Annotated in this window: 9 protein-coding genes and 3 pseudogenes; 1 reads left to right on the top strand and 11 read right to left on the bottom strand. The window is 49.5% G+C overall.

Annotation, left to right across the window (positions count from 1 at the left end; all coding sequences use genetic code 11):
• Positions 1 to 2: 2 nt before the first annotated feature.
• The 10 genes and pseudogenes from C1N58_RS20970 to C1N58_RS20925 all read right to left on the bottom strand — a co-directional run bounded on the left by C1N58_RS20970 (position 3) and on the right by C1N58_RS20925 (position 11,979).
• Positions 3 to 1,292, bottom strand: coding sequence for a hypothetical protein (locus C1N58_RS20970; RefSeq protein WP_347449507.1), 1,290 nt, complete (start codon positions 1,290 to 1,292; stop codon positions 3 to 5).
• Between the two features lies 1 nt (position 1,293).
• Positions 1,294 to 2,460, bottom strand: a complete 1,167-nt coding sequence (locus tag C1N58_RS20965) for a MupA/Atu3671 family FMN-dependent luciferase-like monooxygenase (RefSeq protein WP_394564946.1) — start codon at positions 2,458 to 2,460, stop codon at positions 1,294 to 1,296.
• The gene (locus C1N58_RS20960; protein WP_394564976.1) at positions 2,457 to 2,822 is read right to left on the bottom strand and encodes a phosphopantetheine-binding protein; all 366 of its coding nucleotides are present in this window, start codon (positions 2,820 to 2,822) and stop codon (positions 2,457 to 2,459) included. The genes C1N58_RS20965 and C1N58_RS20960 overlap by 4 nt, the downstream gene beginning before the upstream one ends.
• Before the next feature lie 450 nt (positions 2,823 to 3,272).
• Positions 3,273 to 4,504, bottom strand: a pseudogene (locus tag C1N58_RS20955) (acyltransferase domain-containing protein); the annotation flags it as partial.
• A complete protein-coding gene (locus C1N58_RS20950) occupies positions 4,438 to 5,565 on the bottom strand; it encodes a beta-ketoacyl [acyl carrier protein] synthase domain-containing protein (RefSeq protein ID WP_394564945.1) in 1,128 nt (375 codons plus the stop codon). The pseudogene C1N58_RS20955 and the gene C1N58_RS20950, both read right to left, overlap by 67 nt.
• 421 nt (positions 5,566 to 5,986) lie before the next feature.
• Entirely contained in the window at positions 5,987 to 6,457 is a 471-nt protein-coding gene (locus C1N58_RS20945; RefSeq protein WP_394564944.1) for a GNAT family N-acetyltransferase, read from the bottom strand.
• A 609-nt stretch (positions 6,458 to 7,066) separates the two neighbouring features.
• Positions 7,067 to 8,187 (bottom strand): annotated as a pseudogene (locus C1N58_RS20940) (IS3 family transposase).
• A gap of 960 nt (positions 8,188 to 9,147) precedes the next feature.
• Positions 9,148 to 10,135: pseudogene (locus C1N58_RS20935) on the bottom strand (ParB/RepB/Spo0J family partition protein).
• A complete protein-coding gene (locus tag C1N58_RS20930; protein WP_394564943.1) occupies positions 10,132 to 11,352 on the bottom strand; it encodes a ParA family protein in 1,221 nt (406 codons plus the stop codon). Before C1N58_RS20930 ends, C1N58_RS20935 begins: the two are co-directional and overlap by 4 nt.
• Before the next feature lie 24 nt (positions 11,353 to 11,376).
• Positions 11,377 to 11,979, bottom strand: coding sequence for a hypothetical protein (locus C1N58_RS20925; protein ID WP_394564942.1), 603 nt, complete (start codon positions 11,977 to 11,979; stop codon positions 11,377 to 11,379).
• A gap of 733 nt (positions 11,980 to 12,712) precedes the next feature.
• Between C1N58_RS20925 and C1N58_RS20920 the strand changes: the two genes are divergently transcribed.
• On the top strand, positions 12,713 to 13,855 hold the full coding sequence (locus C1N58_RS20920; RefSeq protein WP_394564941.1) for a lactonase family protein: 1,143 nt from the start codon (positions 12,713 to 12,715) through the stop codon (positions 13,853 to 13,855).
• Between the two features lie 22 nt (positions 13,856 to 13,877).
• Here C1N58_RS20920 and C1N58_RS20915 read toward each other — a convergent pair whose 3' ends face one another.
• Complete coding sequence (locus tag C1N58_RS20915) at positions 13,878 to 14,780, bottom strand: AraC family transcriptional regulator (protein WP_394564940.1); 903 nt, start codon at positions 14,778 to 14,780, stop codon at positions 13,878 to 13,880.
• Positions 14,781 to 14,906 lie beyond the last annotated feature (126 nt).

Here is a 14,906-nt window from a genome sequence, read left to right as displayed (position 1 = left end):
ATTTAAGCCTCCCCCGCGCCAAACTGGCGGCGGAATGCGGCGATCGCCGAAGCCGGTACACGCCAGGGTCCGCAGTGCAGGTTGGCAGCCTGATACCCTCTTTCCACCAGTGCCTGATAGTGCGTCACGGCATGTTGCGGCTCCACCATCCCCAAGGTGACCGGATAATCAAACTTACCGGAGAGCAGGCTGGAAAGAATACAGCCAGTGATATGATGAGCGTTGTCATCGTCTGCCGGGTATTGCAGTGCCCATTCCAGCCCTTTTGGCACATAAATGCGGTGGCGGATTTCTGCTGGCGAACGCAGCGCTCCGCCCTCGGTGAACAGAATATCGCCCTGCGTTTCCAAGCGCTCAATCGCCATGGCGGTATCAAAGCAATGCGGATCAGAATCGTCCACGATTAACGTCCCCGGACGCAGCAGCGAGACATCCACAACATCGGGGACATTGGTTGCGCCAACCAATGTCGTCGCCTCATAAATTTCATCTGGGCAAACACGCCCTGAGGGGACAAACCTGAGATTGCCTGCATAGCCCAGATCTTCACGAAGATGATGCATCAGTACATCCAGGGCTTCACGGCGGGAGTAAAGATCACACAATGTCAGACTGCGCGGATGGGGCAACACCTTCAACATCAGCGTGAGTGCCGCCGTGCCTACCGATCCCAGCCCAATGAAACTCAGATCTTCATAGGCCAGATTACGACCGGAAACCTTGAGCAGTTTTTGCAGTGACAGCACCACAGTCGATGTAGTGGTAGCATGCCCCGTGGTGATCAGAGGCTGGTCAGGCTGATGGCGAATATCCTGACCATAGCGGGTGGCCGAGGGGATCAGGCCAGTGAGTGAAACGGCACGCGCGCCCAGCGAACGGGCAATGTTCAGGCTTTGCTCAACCAGCCGGACGATATCCCCACTTTGGGAATATATTTGCCCATAAGTACGCGGCAACGTCAGCGTAGCGATCCGTCCTTCAGGAAGCTGGCGGATATTACTGAGCAGGGGTAAATCACCGCAAATACCGTGGGTGATATCCCGCAAACTAAAACCGTTACCCACCACGCGATCGTTGAGACAGGTAATGGACACTGCGTCGACAGGTTGCTCTTCCCCGGCAGCAAAAAGCGTCAATAATGGCCGCTGATCCAGTGTCAGCCAGGGTGCAGGTTGATTTTCCAGCATTTCCTGAACTTCATTGGCCGTTTTAGCGCGTCGGGATAACTGAGCCAGCAGCTTATTTTTCAATTCAGGGCTCAGGGCAGACAATGATGGAGTGACATCAGACATATCAGTTTACCTTTGGCTCTTGCCCTGCCGGGCAGGATTGAGTGGGAGCAAGCTCGCGAAGAAGTGCCAGACTCGCCAGCGTATCGTCGACACTGACGCCGAAATCAATCAGACAAGCGATCTCATTGACACCCATGGCGCTCAGGGTGTGGGTGAGCTGGCGGCATTTTTCTAACGGGCCAAAGAGTGCGGCCTGCTCGAAATAACGCTCGAAGGCAAATTCGAGGAACTGCTCTTTGTTGGCATTCACACTTTGGCTTATATCCGCGTCCACCAGACCATCGTATTGGCGTATATATCCCTCGAGATAACGCAACATCGGCTCACGAACCAGTGATTTAGCCCGGTCGATGTCATTGTCCAGATAGGTATGCAACATCACGCTGATGGTTCCCCCTTGCGGATCAAGGCCTGCTTTTTCCCTACTCTGGCGATAGCGCGTAATGTTCTCTTCCAGCATGTTCAGAGAATTGCCCATCATACAAAGCACATTGCAACCTTGCTCTCCGGCCCGAACCCAACCTTCAGGTGAACTGCAGGTTAGCCAGAAGCGCAGCGCGGGCTGTACCGGGCGTGGCCAGGTACGTACCTCGACGTCTTCCCCGTCAACGCCTGGCACGGTGACCGCTTCACCTCGCCACAAACGTTGCATTTGTTCCATGCCGCTGGCCACCCGCTCACGACGGTCATGCCAGGCTTCAGGGCGTAATGCAAAATCTCCTTTGTGCCACCCGCTGGCTAATGCCAGAGCAATCCGCCCGTTGGAGAGGTTATCAACGACTGACCACTCCTCGACAATCCGCACCGGATTGTGCAAAGGAACCACGACACTGCCCGCCCGCAGTTCCAGATTTTCTGTGCGCACGGCCAGTGCAGCAGCCAACACTGAAGGGTTGGGATACATGCCGCCAAACGGGGTGAAATGCCGCTCAGGCAACCAGATGGCTTTAATCCCGTTGCGGTCACCAAATTCGGCACAGCGGAACAACATGTCATATTTATTGTCTGCGTCGTCTTTATCACTGGCCGAGAAAAAGAACAAACTGAAATCGAGTGTACCGCTGGTCTCGGGCAATGGTTTCTTCGCTCTTTGCGCGCTGCGCTGACGCAGTTGCTCCCTTTGCTGAGGCGTCAGGCTCGCCAGCTTTTCTTTAAGGAATTCATTCATCCGTTGCTCCCTTTACCTTCCTGCAACAACGCCAGAATTTCACTTTCGGAAAGATCCCCTAACTCGCCGAGCAATGTATTCAGCTCTGCATCATCCACACTGCTGAACAGACGTTGTTCAATAAGCGCGGAGAGATCGGCTATCGTGGCGGCATGGAGCAATTCGGAAAGATGGATCTCGCAGCCAAAGTTGGCGTTAATCTTGCTGACAATCTGCAAAGCCCATAACGAGTTGCCACCGAGATCGAAAAAATTCTCATCTGACCTGATGGAAGGCAAAGCCAGCACTTCCTGCCAGATAACGGTAACTTGTGTCTGAATATCACTTTCCAGAGCAGGACTGTTGGCATCGGGTTGTTTCATCATGAGGTTCCTGACAGGGGTTGAGGTGTGAGAATCGACAGGGGGTACCATTAACTGGCTTAAAAGGGTCTGAATCTCTTGCTGGCTGTAATATTCTTTGCCATTAAAACTCAGCGCGGCACCGCGAGACGCTAATAACTGACTGATTGTGGTGGTATCCCCAACGGGATGAGGTTCCGCCCAGTGGTAGCTACGGTTAAATCCGTAGCCCGGCAGGCTGTAATGTTGAAGATCCAGGGGAGCAGTCATCAGTGCGCCATAATCGAATGCAACACCTTGGGTCCATAACTCCCCTGCGGCCTGCAACAGCGCGGCAGTTGAAAGTTCTGCGCGGGAGGCATGTGGCTGGCTGCTGATTATCACGGCGTCATTCAAGACGCCGCGAGCCAGTGATGACAATACGTTGCCCGGCCCGCACTCCAGCAAGACATCCACACCCTGCGCGGCAATGCATTCCAGCCCCGCCGCAAACTGCACCGGTTCACAGATGTGATCTGCCCAGTACTGCGCAGACAATGCCAACTCGGTAGTCAATATCTGGCCGGTGATATTCGAAACTATCTTAACGCGTGGCGCATTACGGGGCGTAGCAGCCACCGACTTAAGGAATTCTTGTGCCGCGGGCATCATTGAAACCGTGTGGAATGCGTGTGAAGTGTGCAGATAGCGAAAGGTGATTTCCTGTTGCAGCAGAACCTTTTCCAGCGATTCAAGCAGCGCGGCATCGCCCCCCACCACACAGGCGTTATGCTGGTTGATCACGGCAATTTCCAGCCCAGGCGGTAGCAGAGGCTTCATCAGAGTGGCACTTTGCGACACTGACATCATTCGTCCCGGGCGGGCGGCCTGCATCAGGCGTCCCCGCAGGCACACCAGACGCATAGCATCATCAAGGGAGAATACCCCGCCACACAGGCGGCAACCCACTCGCCAATGCTGTGGCCGAGTAATATCTCCGGCTCAACGCCATGCTGACACCACCATTGTGCCAGCGCCCATCCGATCGCAAACAATGCCGGTTGCGCATACTCTGTGGACATTAACGTGTCTGCATCCGACTCCAGCAGTGTCAGCAGGTCGACGCCGAGATGACGATGCAGACAACGTGCCACCTGATCCAGCCATTCGCGGTAATCCGCCCGCTGGTGATAAAGTGCCAGAGTCATGTGCGGGTATTGAGAGCCTTGTCCCGGGAACAGGAAGGCCACCCTGCTGTCGCCCCTGATGACCTTTGTACTGACATCCGACGCCATTAACTTTTTTGCCGCCTGATCGACCGTTTCCGCCGTGACTGCCATGCGCCAGGCAAAGTGGCTACGACTCAAGGCCAGCGTGGTCGCCAGCCCCGCTAAATCTGCATCCTTGTATGAGGCCAGCTTCAAAGCCATATTTTGCCGCTGGTTCTCCAGGGCTGCCTGACTTTTAGCTGACAGCAGCAACAGTGACGGCTGTGGGGGGGCTTCAGGCCGGGGAACCTTTTCGGGCGGTTGTTGCAATATCAAATGGACATTGGTGCCGCCAATACCAAAACTGCTGACTGCGGCCAGCCGCGGCTTTTGACCGGATTGCCAGGATTCTTCATGTTGCGCAATACGAAACGGTGACTGGGTTAATTTCAATGCCGGGTGAGGTGTTTCACAATGCGGCTGTGGGGAATAATTCCATCGCGCACTGAACAGCATGCCTTGATCAGTCCGGTGACCCCGGCGGCGGTCCCAAGATGGCCGATATTGGCCTTAATAGAGCCAAGCGCACAAAAACCAAGTCGCACAGTGTGATCCATCCAGGCCTGGGTCAGCGCACGAATTTCAATAGAATCACCCAACTGAGTGCCGGTGCCGTGAGTTTCTATATAACCAATATCGTCTACACTGACATCCGCAACAGCCAACGCATCAGCAATGACGCGAGCCTGTCCGCTGACGCTGGGTGCGGAATACCCGACTTTGTCATTACCGTCGTTGTTGACAGCGCTACCAAGGATCACGCCATGAATAGCATTACCATCCCTAAGCGCATCATCAAGTCGCTTGAGTGCCACAATGGCAATACCAGCACCGTCAATCGTGCCATTGGCATCCACTGAAAATGGGCGACACAGGCCGTCCGGCGATAAGAATCCACCGGGTATGGTTAACTGAGATTCAGCGCTGAAAGCTGGTATTGCTGCCCCGCCCGCCAGCGCAACGTCGCATTCCCAAGTCAGAAGACTGTTACAGGCAAGATGAACGGCAAGCAGCGACGTTGAGCAGGCCGTATTTACACTAATGGCCGGGCCGCCTAGTCCCAGACGATAGGCAATAAGGGTAGCCGCACTGTCTTTGCGGTTCATCATTTGCAAATAGTCTTGACCAAAGGCGGCTAAATGACGGGGGTTATGCTGCAAATGATCTTCGAAATAGCGGGAATGCCGCACACCAGCGAAAATACCCGTGCGCTGGCGCTTATCTTCGTGGCATCCTCCAGCCTGCTCAAGCGCTAGCCAGGATTGCTCCATCAACAACCTAAGTTGCGGATCCAGCGCTTCGGCTTCTATTTCAGTTAATCCAAAAAAGTCTGCATCAAAATATTGAGGATTTGCGAGAAGCGGACGACGATGGATCCAGCTTTGTCCGGCTTTCGCCTCAACAGTTGGCGGAAATTCAGGAATTGAAACAGTACCAGATTTAATATTCTGCCATAACGAATCTACGTCGTTAGCCCCGGGAAAAACTCCTTGCATTGCAACAATAGCTATATTCACTCGTGGTCACCAGATAATAAAATATTGAAAAGCGCCTACGGTTAGAGGGCACCACATCTTATTCCTGGTAAAAAAAAGCAAACACGAATGAATATAAATTATTTTTAGGACTACTTTATGAATTTCAATATATCCAGTTTTGTAAACTACTGTCAACTTCACTGCAAGAAAAAATTCATAAAAGTTTTGCAATACATAAAAAAAGTGTGACCTTTAAAAAAAAGACTATAAAAAACATACATACTTAGTGTTTAACGCTGGTTTATAACGCTTTTACGGTTTTAAAATCTGCTTGACATGATAAAACATTAAGAATTTTAAAAAATTAAAAAACTCACAAATCAATAGATTAACATAGGGAAATATGTTATTTGCTCCAATAAGAAAAGTATATGACATAAAAACATAAGATAAGATATTATTATTCATGGTGAGTAGGTAATGATTTACCAAAACATACAGCTTCTGGCCGACCGATATAAAGTCCATAGTTATCAATAATTTTATATCCTTTTTTTAAATAAAAATTTACGGCATCAGTATTCACTAGCCGTGTTTCTAAGCAAACAAAATTATAACCATATTTCTGGGCTGAAAATTCCAGTTCCTGCAAGATTTTAGATCCCAGACCAGTATTTTTTTCCAGAGAATACATCCGTTTGATTTCGCAAATCTCGGAATTTAACGGCCGAAATCCGCCACAAGCAATGGCTTCCCCACCTCGCAAAGCCAGCAAAAATAACGCCTTCTCTTGCAAGAAATCTGTCAGGTCGGCATTTTTCGACCCATCACTTCCTGTAATTTTGTTGAGAGTGACATTTAAATTTTCAATTAAAAAAATAACACGGCCATCACTTGACGGGTTTTTAACACTTTCAATTTCTACATTCATATCACCCTCTAAATTCTAATTAAAAAAAATGTAAAAATCAAAGATATATAATGCAATCATTTTGTCAATATCGAAATATGATACTCGCTTAAAAATCATTCCATTGACACCTGATAAAACCATCGTCAACAGAAGCAGAAATACCATCAAACTCTGGGATGATGGTGGTGGTCCTTTATGTGCTGACCAGTATATTCCAGGATATTTACGCTACGACGTTTTAATCTGAACCGACATCAGCTTACAGATTTTAGTCGATGACCAATCACTGAATGGCTTCGTGAACTTCACTGCTTTTTGTGTGTAGTGTATTGCCTACGGATACATAAAAAGTTTCAAAATAGCTTCATATTTGACATTATCCTCATGCTAGGCGAGCGGCAGTCTCCTAACTTTCTTTATTACACATACATTAAGGTGGGCATTAGTCATAGCAAAAGTAAAAAATCCCGCAAACGAAACGCCCAAAAAGACACGCCAGTCCAGTGGCGTACAACTGGCTTACGGAATTAGTCAGGAGCTTCTTCAGCAGGCCTTGCATGAACTGCGGACAGACTACCCACCCGAGGGACTGTGCGCGTGACCTGCCCCCAGTATTAGATACAAGGCTCAGTTAGTAATGTCGGATCCTTCGCTCTCAGAATTATCCTTTCTCCAGCCCGCCGCAAATTCAGACGGCGTCTGATAATTGAGCGCGGAGTGCGGACGGCACTCATTATAATCCTGACGCCATTCACTGATGGTTTCCCTGGCATGACTGACGTCACTGAACCAGTGCTCATTCAGACATTCATCGCGAAATCGTCCGTTAAAGCTCTCAATAAATCCGTTCTGTGTCGGCTTGCCGGGCTGGATAAGCCGAAGCTCCACGCCATGCTCAAAGGCCCATTGATCGAGCGCGCGGCAGGTAAATTCCGGGCCCTGATCAGTTCTTATCGTCGCCGGATAGCCCCGAAAGAGCGCGATGCTGTCCAGAATACGCGTGGCCTGAACACCTGAAATCCCAAAGGCAACAGTGACCGTCAGGCATTCCTTCGTGAAGTCGTCCACGCAGGTCAGGCACTTTATTCTGCGACCGGTGGCCAGCGCATCCATAACGAAATCCATCGACCAGGTCAGGTTGGGCGCTGCCGGGCGGAGCAGCGGCAGACGTTCCGTTGCCAGTCCTTTACGACGTCGTCTGCGTTTTACGCCCAGTCCGTTCAGATGATACAGGCGGTACACGTCCTTGTGATTAACCAGAAGGCCTTCACGGCGCAGTAACTGCCAGATGCGGCGGTAGCCAAAACGCCTGCGCTCCAGTGCCAGCTCTGTGATTGGTAGAGACAGCTGCGCATCAGCCGCCGGACGCTTAGCCTCGTAGCGGCAGGTCGACAGGGACAAACCTGTAAGCCTGCAGGCACGACGTTACGACAGACCGGTCGCATCACACATAAACTCAACGGCTTCCCGCTTCTGGCCTGTCGTCCGTACTTTTGCCCCAGAGCCACCTGAAGTGCCTCCTTATCCAGCATGGCTTCTGCAAACAGCTTCCTGAGTCTGGCGTTCTGTTCCTCAGGCGACTTCAGGCGCTTAACCCCGGGCACCTCCATACCGCCATACTTCTTGCGCCAGGTGTAAAAAGTAGCGTCTGAAATAGCATGCTTACGGCAGAGTTCCCGGGCAGAAACCCCGGCTTCAGCATAGCGGAGAATACTGATGATCTGTTCGTCGGAAAAACGCTTCTTCATGGGGATGTCCTCATGTGACTGATGAAGACATTACTAACATCGCGGTGTGTTAATCAACGGGGAGCAGGTCAAAAAAGTTTTACTTTAAGTTCGCGTCAAAAGCCTTCCGAAGAAAACGGTTATTATACAGATTTTTCAGCGCCATTTATTTAGTCTATGGTGTTATGTTTTTTGTGACTTTTCTACAAAGAGTGGCAGAGGACACTCATCCATGGTGGATGATACCGGTATCGTCTTTATTCATTGTTTTCTCCTTTATCTTTTTTACCTTAACGCCTTCCATAAAAGCTTTGCAGGGGATCAACGGAAAATTGCTTAAAATTGATATGTCGGCTTACAGGAAAAGGGAATAAAGGCTAGAGAGCTTCAACGTTTGGTATGCGTTAAAGAGTTCGTCTGCGCAGATAAAAGAACGCTGTATTTTAGCAAATTTGAGAATAACACCATGCTAAGGATGCTTCACCAAAGGTGGATCTGACTTTTCAGCAGCTCGAGGATTGTCCATGATTTCGTTATCAGAGATGGCTCAATACTCGTATCAACATCGATAATCAACATTAAAAACTGATTCTCTTTTATCGGGAATAATTTTTAACCGACATACTGCTAACTAAACAGAAAAATGATTTTAAGATGCTACCCGCTCTGAATATTTTGTCTTAGACATCTCAATGCTTCATGCAGGTAAAGGGTTTTTCTTTCAGAGCAAACTTTCAAGACAGCGACTCCGATACCGGTCGCTTAATTAAAATATTCTTCAGTGTTAACTTTCTTACTTAAAGCAGATAACGGAAAAGTCAGAATCGCTTCCCGCCTATGAGATTCATAAACGGGAATTTCACCTTGAAATAAAACTAATTTATTCATTTAAATCATAAGGTTACACAAAATCCACACTGGGTAAAATTTTATTGTGAATTCCCTGTACTCACTCACAGAGGCACCGGCAGCAGGGCCAGATCACTGGTCGTTCACAGACTTAATCGTCATGCGATCAATGACGCTCCGGACGGCGGCATCAAGTTCAGCCTGACAGGCCGCAGAAAGACGGGAGAATTCATAAGTGACAAGACGTTTATCAGCGTCCGTTTTTTTCGGGCGAACTGCTTTTTATCACTAAACTCCGCCAGCTTCTCTGTCACGATTTTTTGCTACCCGCAGCTTTGCGGGGGCCTTCGCTTTCAGCACGAAAATAGCTGATTATTCGGTTCTTGTAAGCGGGTTCGTCAAGGTCATGAGAAGCATTCTCTTCCATCCGGCTGCGGACGCAATCAACTAAGGCGTCAGTGGCGATATGTTTTGCCCGTGCTTTATCCGTCACCTCCAGCAGGGATCGGTAGTCACTGATGGAAAGTTCGCTGACATTGGGGAAAACAGCAATGATTTCATCAGGTACAGCGGCAGCCTGAAAAGCCCGGGTCACCTTGGCGGCAGACAGCCCTTCTGCAGCGGCTATCTCTGACTGATTCATGTCTTCAGGATACATCAGTCTGAGACGTTTCCCGAGTTCATGCAGCGTATGCTCTTTTGCAGTCTGAATATCCACAGCCAGTTGTCGGGCATCAGAGAGAGACAAAGCATCACGCGTCACCAGCACCTCAAATGCGGTTCCGTTGTAAATTCAGGCAGCACGACGTCGTGAACCATCCAGTATCTCTGTCCGACCATTAACCTCACGTCCGATGGCAGGAAAGAACTGCTGAAGCCGGATGGTCCGGGAAATATCACTGACCGATTCGCGCGTCAGAAATGCCTGGTCACGGCCGTTTACCGTGGCATCAACGAACGTCTGTGTTTCGATTTCGTCATGCAGTATCTTGGTCAGGACAAACCGGGCCTGAGCACCGGACTTAAGGGTAAACACACGCTCGCTGTCTGACTCGTTCATGATTTTTGAAAAACTGGAATTACCCAGTTGCCGGCCCAGCTTGACCATTTCCTTTTTCATTTCACACCTCTGATGAATTCAATCCTTTTAAATACAGCCTGAGTGAAACGCTCCGCCTCACGCTCCGCCTCACGCTTCGCTTTCTTGAGCGCCTCGGCACTTCCCGGATAGGAACTGGGATCGGCACTCACAATGGTGTCGAAGCTTTCGCCGCAGCGTTCAAACCCGTCAAGCCTGGGCAATGTCGCGTCAAGAATGTAAGAGGTAAAAACATCACGGGCAAGGCCGTGTGTCATTTCATGATCCCGCTTCGAAGTCATTTTCGACATAAAGCCAATATTTCCCTTTATCCGCGGCGTGATGCCCTCTTCCTCAAGCTGCTCAATCATTTCAGGCAGCCGCGTGAGATACTTAAGGGTAGAGTGAAAATCGACCTGTGCGGGCGGTGTGGGCGTCAGCAGCAGGTCACTCGCGGCGAGTGCATTCAGCATGAAGGCATCGAGGTGAGGACCCGTATCAATAAAGATGAAATCGTAATCAGCACCGACACGATCAATAATCGTCCGGCGCAACACTTCAGAGGGAAGCCTGTCAGGCAAATGTTCTCTGACGAGATCATTCCACTGACTTGCAATAAAACCATCGTCAATAGAAGCAGGAATGACATCAACACCGGGGATAATGGTGGGTTTAATGATGTCCTCTCTGAGCTGGCCCGCATCCAGATCGTTAAGCATTGCCTGTGCAGCTGTTTCCATTATGGAACCAATGCTGTTTTCCTGGCTGAGAAACATGGTACTCGAGGCCTGAGGATCGAGATCCACAACCAGAATACGAAGATCGTGCTGAAGAAGATCCTGATGAACCCGCAGGCCATGCGCCAGAGTCACCGTACTGACGGTTTTTGATACCCCGCCTTTCAGGTTCACAACAAAAATAACAAAAGGCCCATCCCCCGCGCCGGCGTCTGCCTGTTCGTTATAGCGAGTCTGGGCCGCTGGCAATGGCGAACCGCCGCCGGGGTTATATGTATAATTAGCAGGCCCTAATAACCAATTATTAGGATTCGCTTCAACACCACTCAGAACCGTACCATCGGCTAAATGTATATTGCAACTTTGAGACCCGCCAGGAACCGGATCAACAATAGGATTACCATCCATATTCAATATGAAATGTGCCTCTACGACTGGATAACCTACACCGTGTTCATCGAAGCCTGAAACCGTAAAATTTGATGTAATACCTAATTTTTCCATATCCATATCCATATCCATATCCATATTCTTAAATTTTAATTTTTATTTTATGCCGCAGTAAGAGACAGGATAATAATTAAAGTCCCTATCAAATAAATCATATTCCACAGCGTAAAAAGAATGACCAATGCTAGATGTTTTCATGAGTATTGAAGGCATGCTAATTTCTCTAGCAATACCATAGAGCATGCTGTCATTCTTTTTTCTAGCAATCGAATACCAAGCTGTATACCATGAGCAAGAACGACTATTTTCTGTTAACATCGCCTCCCCACCTGAATCATAAAAAATATCATAATTACCCCCTTCGATTTCAGGATATGTTCTAAAACAATAGGCGAGTATTTGCTCCTGGTTTTTACCATAATGTTGTGCAGTACAATGTGATAGATTTTTATAAAATTTACCTCTAAGGGTATGGAATCCTTTATCGATGATTAAATTATCCCAACCTGAATATTGGTAAATCACGAGAATAGTAAATGAAAGGAAAATAAAAAATAAATAATTCCATCTTCTTTTTATTAAGATAAGAAATGAAATGAGTATATATACAGCAACACAAATAATTTTTAGGGGTGAGTTTAAATGGCCAAGAGCGCTGTATTTTGTAAAATCAGAATATATAAAAAGCACAGGAAGCATAGCGCATAAAAAAAAATGAAAAAAAGGCTGACCGTGCTTTCAATCTTAATCCAAAATTACTGCTATCTTTTTCTTTAAAGATTACCATTTTAATCCTTAATATTTACTTTATGATAGATTCTGACACTGGCATACTTGATGGAATGTTAGCGTCATTTGCGGTGCGCCAACAGACCAGAGAGACCTTTTTTATTTGCGGCCGGCAAGGTTATTCTATGTATACGGGAGAAAAGCCGGAAAACCGACCTAAAGCGAACTCGGATCGATTGATTCTCACCGAATACCTATACATATGCGCGGAAATACGTTCAACCACCGCGGGGACAGAGATTAAAAATTTGGGTACTTCCCCCCTCCTGTGACATCCCCCATCCCCAGCCAAAACATTTCCGCTTACTACCGGAAAAACACTCTCTGTATCCCATCAGAGCTTGCTGATAATTTATCCAGACTCTGGCTTTACATTCCCAATACAAACGCTTAACGGACACCTTCAGAAAACCGCAGCCAGGCATGCGTGCCACGCAGAGGCGCTTCTGACAGGCCGAAAAGCGACACGACAAAGTGGATGGATACTCTCCGCCACACTTTTCTGGCAATCGTTTCGACGTGAAGGCAAAGCGCGCATCACTGAAACGCTGCGTTCTGCCCTTTTACTCACGGCGCAGTCACTGCATTGACGAACGGGCAACCGTTATATTCGCTTAATGACACTGGTAAATAGGGAAAAATTATGAATAAAACGATTCTGACAGCAGCCGCCGTTGCAAGCGTTACGGCCTTCGTGCCGTTTATGGCTCAGGCATCTTATGCGTATGTGGGAACCTATAATCCTGATGGCGAAGGGGTTTATCGATTCACGATCAATGCGCAGGGTGAACTGTCGGGAAAAACGTTGGTGAGTCAACTGCCCAATCAGGCGCAGATGGTCGCGTCAGCCGATGGTAAACATCTCTATGTGGCCAGTGAGACCGAAAAAGGCAGTGTTACCGCTTATCAGATTGGCCCGGACGGCTCGCTCACGGCATTAAATCAGGTCGACACCCAAGGTAAGGGGCCGGTTTATCTGTCTCTGACACCCGACCAGCGTTACCTGATGGTCGCCAATTATGTCAGCGGCAGTATCACAGTGTTTGCGGTGACGTCAGAGGGTAAACTGAGCCAGGCCATCGATCATCATCAGGACAGTGGCCCGGCAGGCGCAGGCAAACCCGCGGCGGCGCCCGAGGGCAGCTTTGCTATTAGCGACCACAACGGTCCGCATGCACATATGGTCGCCAGCGATCATACGGGCCAGTTTGTGTACTCGACAGATCTGGGACTGGATCGCATTTACCAGTATCACCTGAATAAAGACGGTACGCTCACGCCCGGTAAACCCGCATGGATAAACGCCTCGTCAGCAGGAGCAGGCCCGCGCCATTTCGTCTTTAGCACCGACGGCCGTGCGCTCTGGTTAGTCAATGAAGAAGCCTCGACGCTCACGCATTACCTTATTAATCCGCATACCGGTGCCTTGCAGGAAAAGGCCACGGTTTCTACGCTGCCTGCCGGTTATAAAGGCACCAGTTTTGCAGCCGGGTTAGTTATTGATAAGGCAGGGAAAAATCTTTACGTGGCCAACCGTCTGCATGACAGCATTGCGCACTTTGCGGTCAATGCTAACGGCACACTGACGCATAAGGATGATGTGTGGACGCGCGGTGATTACCCACGAACGCTGACGTTATCCCCCGATGGCAGCATGATTTACGTGATGAATCAGCGTAGCGATAACATCACCAGTTTCAGAGTGGACAAAGCGAGCGGTGCCATCACCTTTACCGGAAACTACGTTGCCGTAGGCGCGCCCTCTCAAATGGTTATTGTGCCCTGATGCATTATTCGGGTGCGGTTCATCAAAGCGACCTCACCTGCTGAAACGCGCCCACCCCACGATGATCTCTGGCGTCCCGCGCGGGCGGGATGCCAAACAGACGACTATATTCGCGGGTAAACTGCGTCAAACTGTCATAACCCACCGTCGACGCAACGGCAGCAACGTTACCGGGCTGACGAAAGAGCAGATTACGCGCCGCATAAAGCCGCAGATGCTTTTGATACTGCAACGGAGAAAATCCGGTGCTGGCTTTAAAACGACGATGAAATACCGAGATACTCATGTTGGTCATATGCGCCAGTTGTTCAATGCGCACCGGCGAAGCATAGTGCGTTTTCAACCAGCTCACCGCACTGCGGATGGATGAAAAATAACCGCTTGTGTCAGTAGCCTGACGCAACAGCGCACCCTGGGGGCCGCGCAACAGGCGGTAAACAATTTCACGCTCCGTTAAGGGCGCCATCACAGCAATATCTTCGGGATGATGAGTCAGACGCACCAGTCGCAACCAGGCATCCAGTAATGTTGCATCTGCATCCTCAACAGCAAACCCCGGTCCGGCCGGTGGTTCACTCACTGCGGGTGACACATGCAGTAATGCTCTTATCACGGCAAGATCGAATGTCAGGCGCACTGCCAGATAAGGCGCTGCATCGCTGGCACCCACAATCTTACCGCTTGCTGGCAGATCGACAGACGAGATAAAGGCCTGCCCGGCGCTATAGCGAAAGAGACGCGATCCAATCTGCAGCTGCTTCTCACCCTGCAGGATCAGGCTAATAAAGGGCGGATAAACCTCAGGCGGAAGAGTAAGAGGTTGCGTGACCCGGTAGATGTCCAGTCGTGGGATGGCCGAACGCGCGTTTGCATCCACAGGCCAGTCCTGCACGCTCTCGCGCAGGGCGTCTAATGCCGTTGTCATAAGCTCCGCCTTACGCAGAATTAAGCAGAAACAGGCAAATAATAAGCAGAATTCAGGCCGCACGGCAATGATGTGCGCACTAAAATCAGTGCGAAGAGTGCCGCAACCGGAGCGAGAAAAGCGATG

The sequence above is a fragment of the Pantoea sp. SGAir0180 genome (assembly GCF_043546245.1).
Note: the sequence above shows the minus strand (reverse complement) of the source record. Positions and strands in the feature narration are given on the sequence as shown.

What these genes read in the sequence shown, in the direction of transcription:
- C1N58_RS20970 (WP_347449507.1), bottom strand. Translation starts at nt 1,292, where the DNA reads ATGTCTGATGTCACTCCATCATTGTCTGCCCTGAGCCCTGAATTGAAA.
- C1N58_RS20965 (WP_394564946.1), bottom strand. Translation starts at nt 2,460, where the DNA reads ATGAATGAATTCCTTAAAGAAAAGCTGGCGAGCCTGACGCCTCAGCAA.
- C1N58_RS20960 (WP_394564976.1), bottom strand. Translation starts at nt 2,822, where the DNA reads ATGAAACAACCCGATGCCAACAGTCCTGCTCTGGAAAGTGATATTCAG.
- C1N58_RS20945 (WP_394564944.1), bottom strand. Translation starts at nt 6,457, where the DNA reads ATGAATGTAGAAATTGAAAGTGTTAAAAACCCGTCAAGTGATGGCCGT.
- C1N58_RS20930 (WP_394564943.1), bottom strand. Translation starts at nt 11,352, where the DNA reads ATGGATATGGATATGGATATGGAAAAATTAGGTATTACATCAAATTTT.
- C1N58_RS20925 (WP_394564942.1), bottom strand. Translation starts at nt 11,979, where the DNA reads ATGCTTCCTGTGCTTTTTATATATTCTGATTTTACAAAATACAGCGCT.
- C1N58_RS20920 (WP_394564941.1), top strand. Translation starts at nt 12,713, where the DNA reads ATGAATAAAACGATTCTGACAGCAGCCGCCGTTGCAAGCGTTACGGCC.
- C1N58_RS20915 (WP_394564940.1), bottom strand. Translation starts at nt 14,780, where the DNA reads ATGACAACGGCATTAGACGCCCTGCGCGAGAGCGTGCAGGACTGGCCT.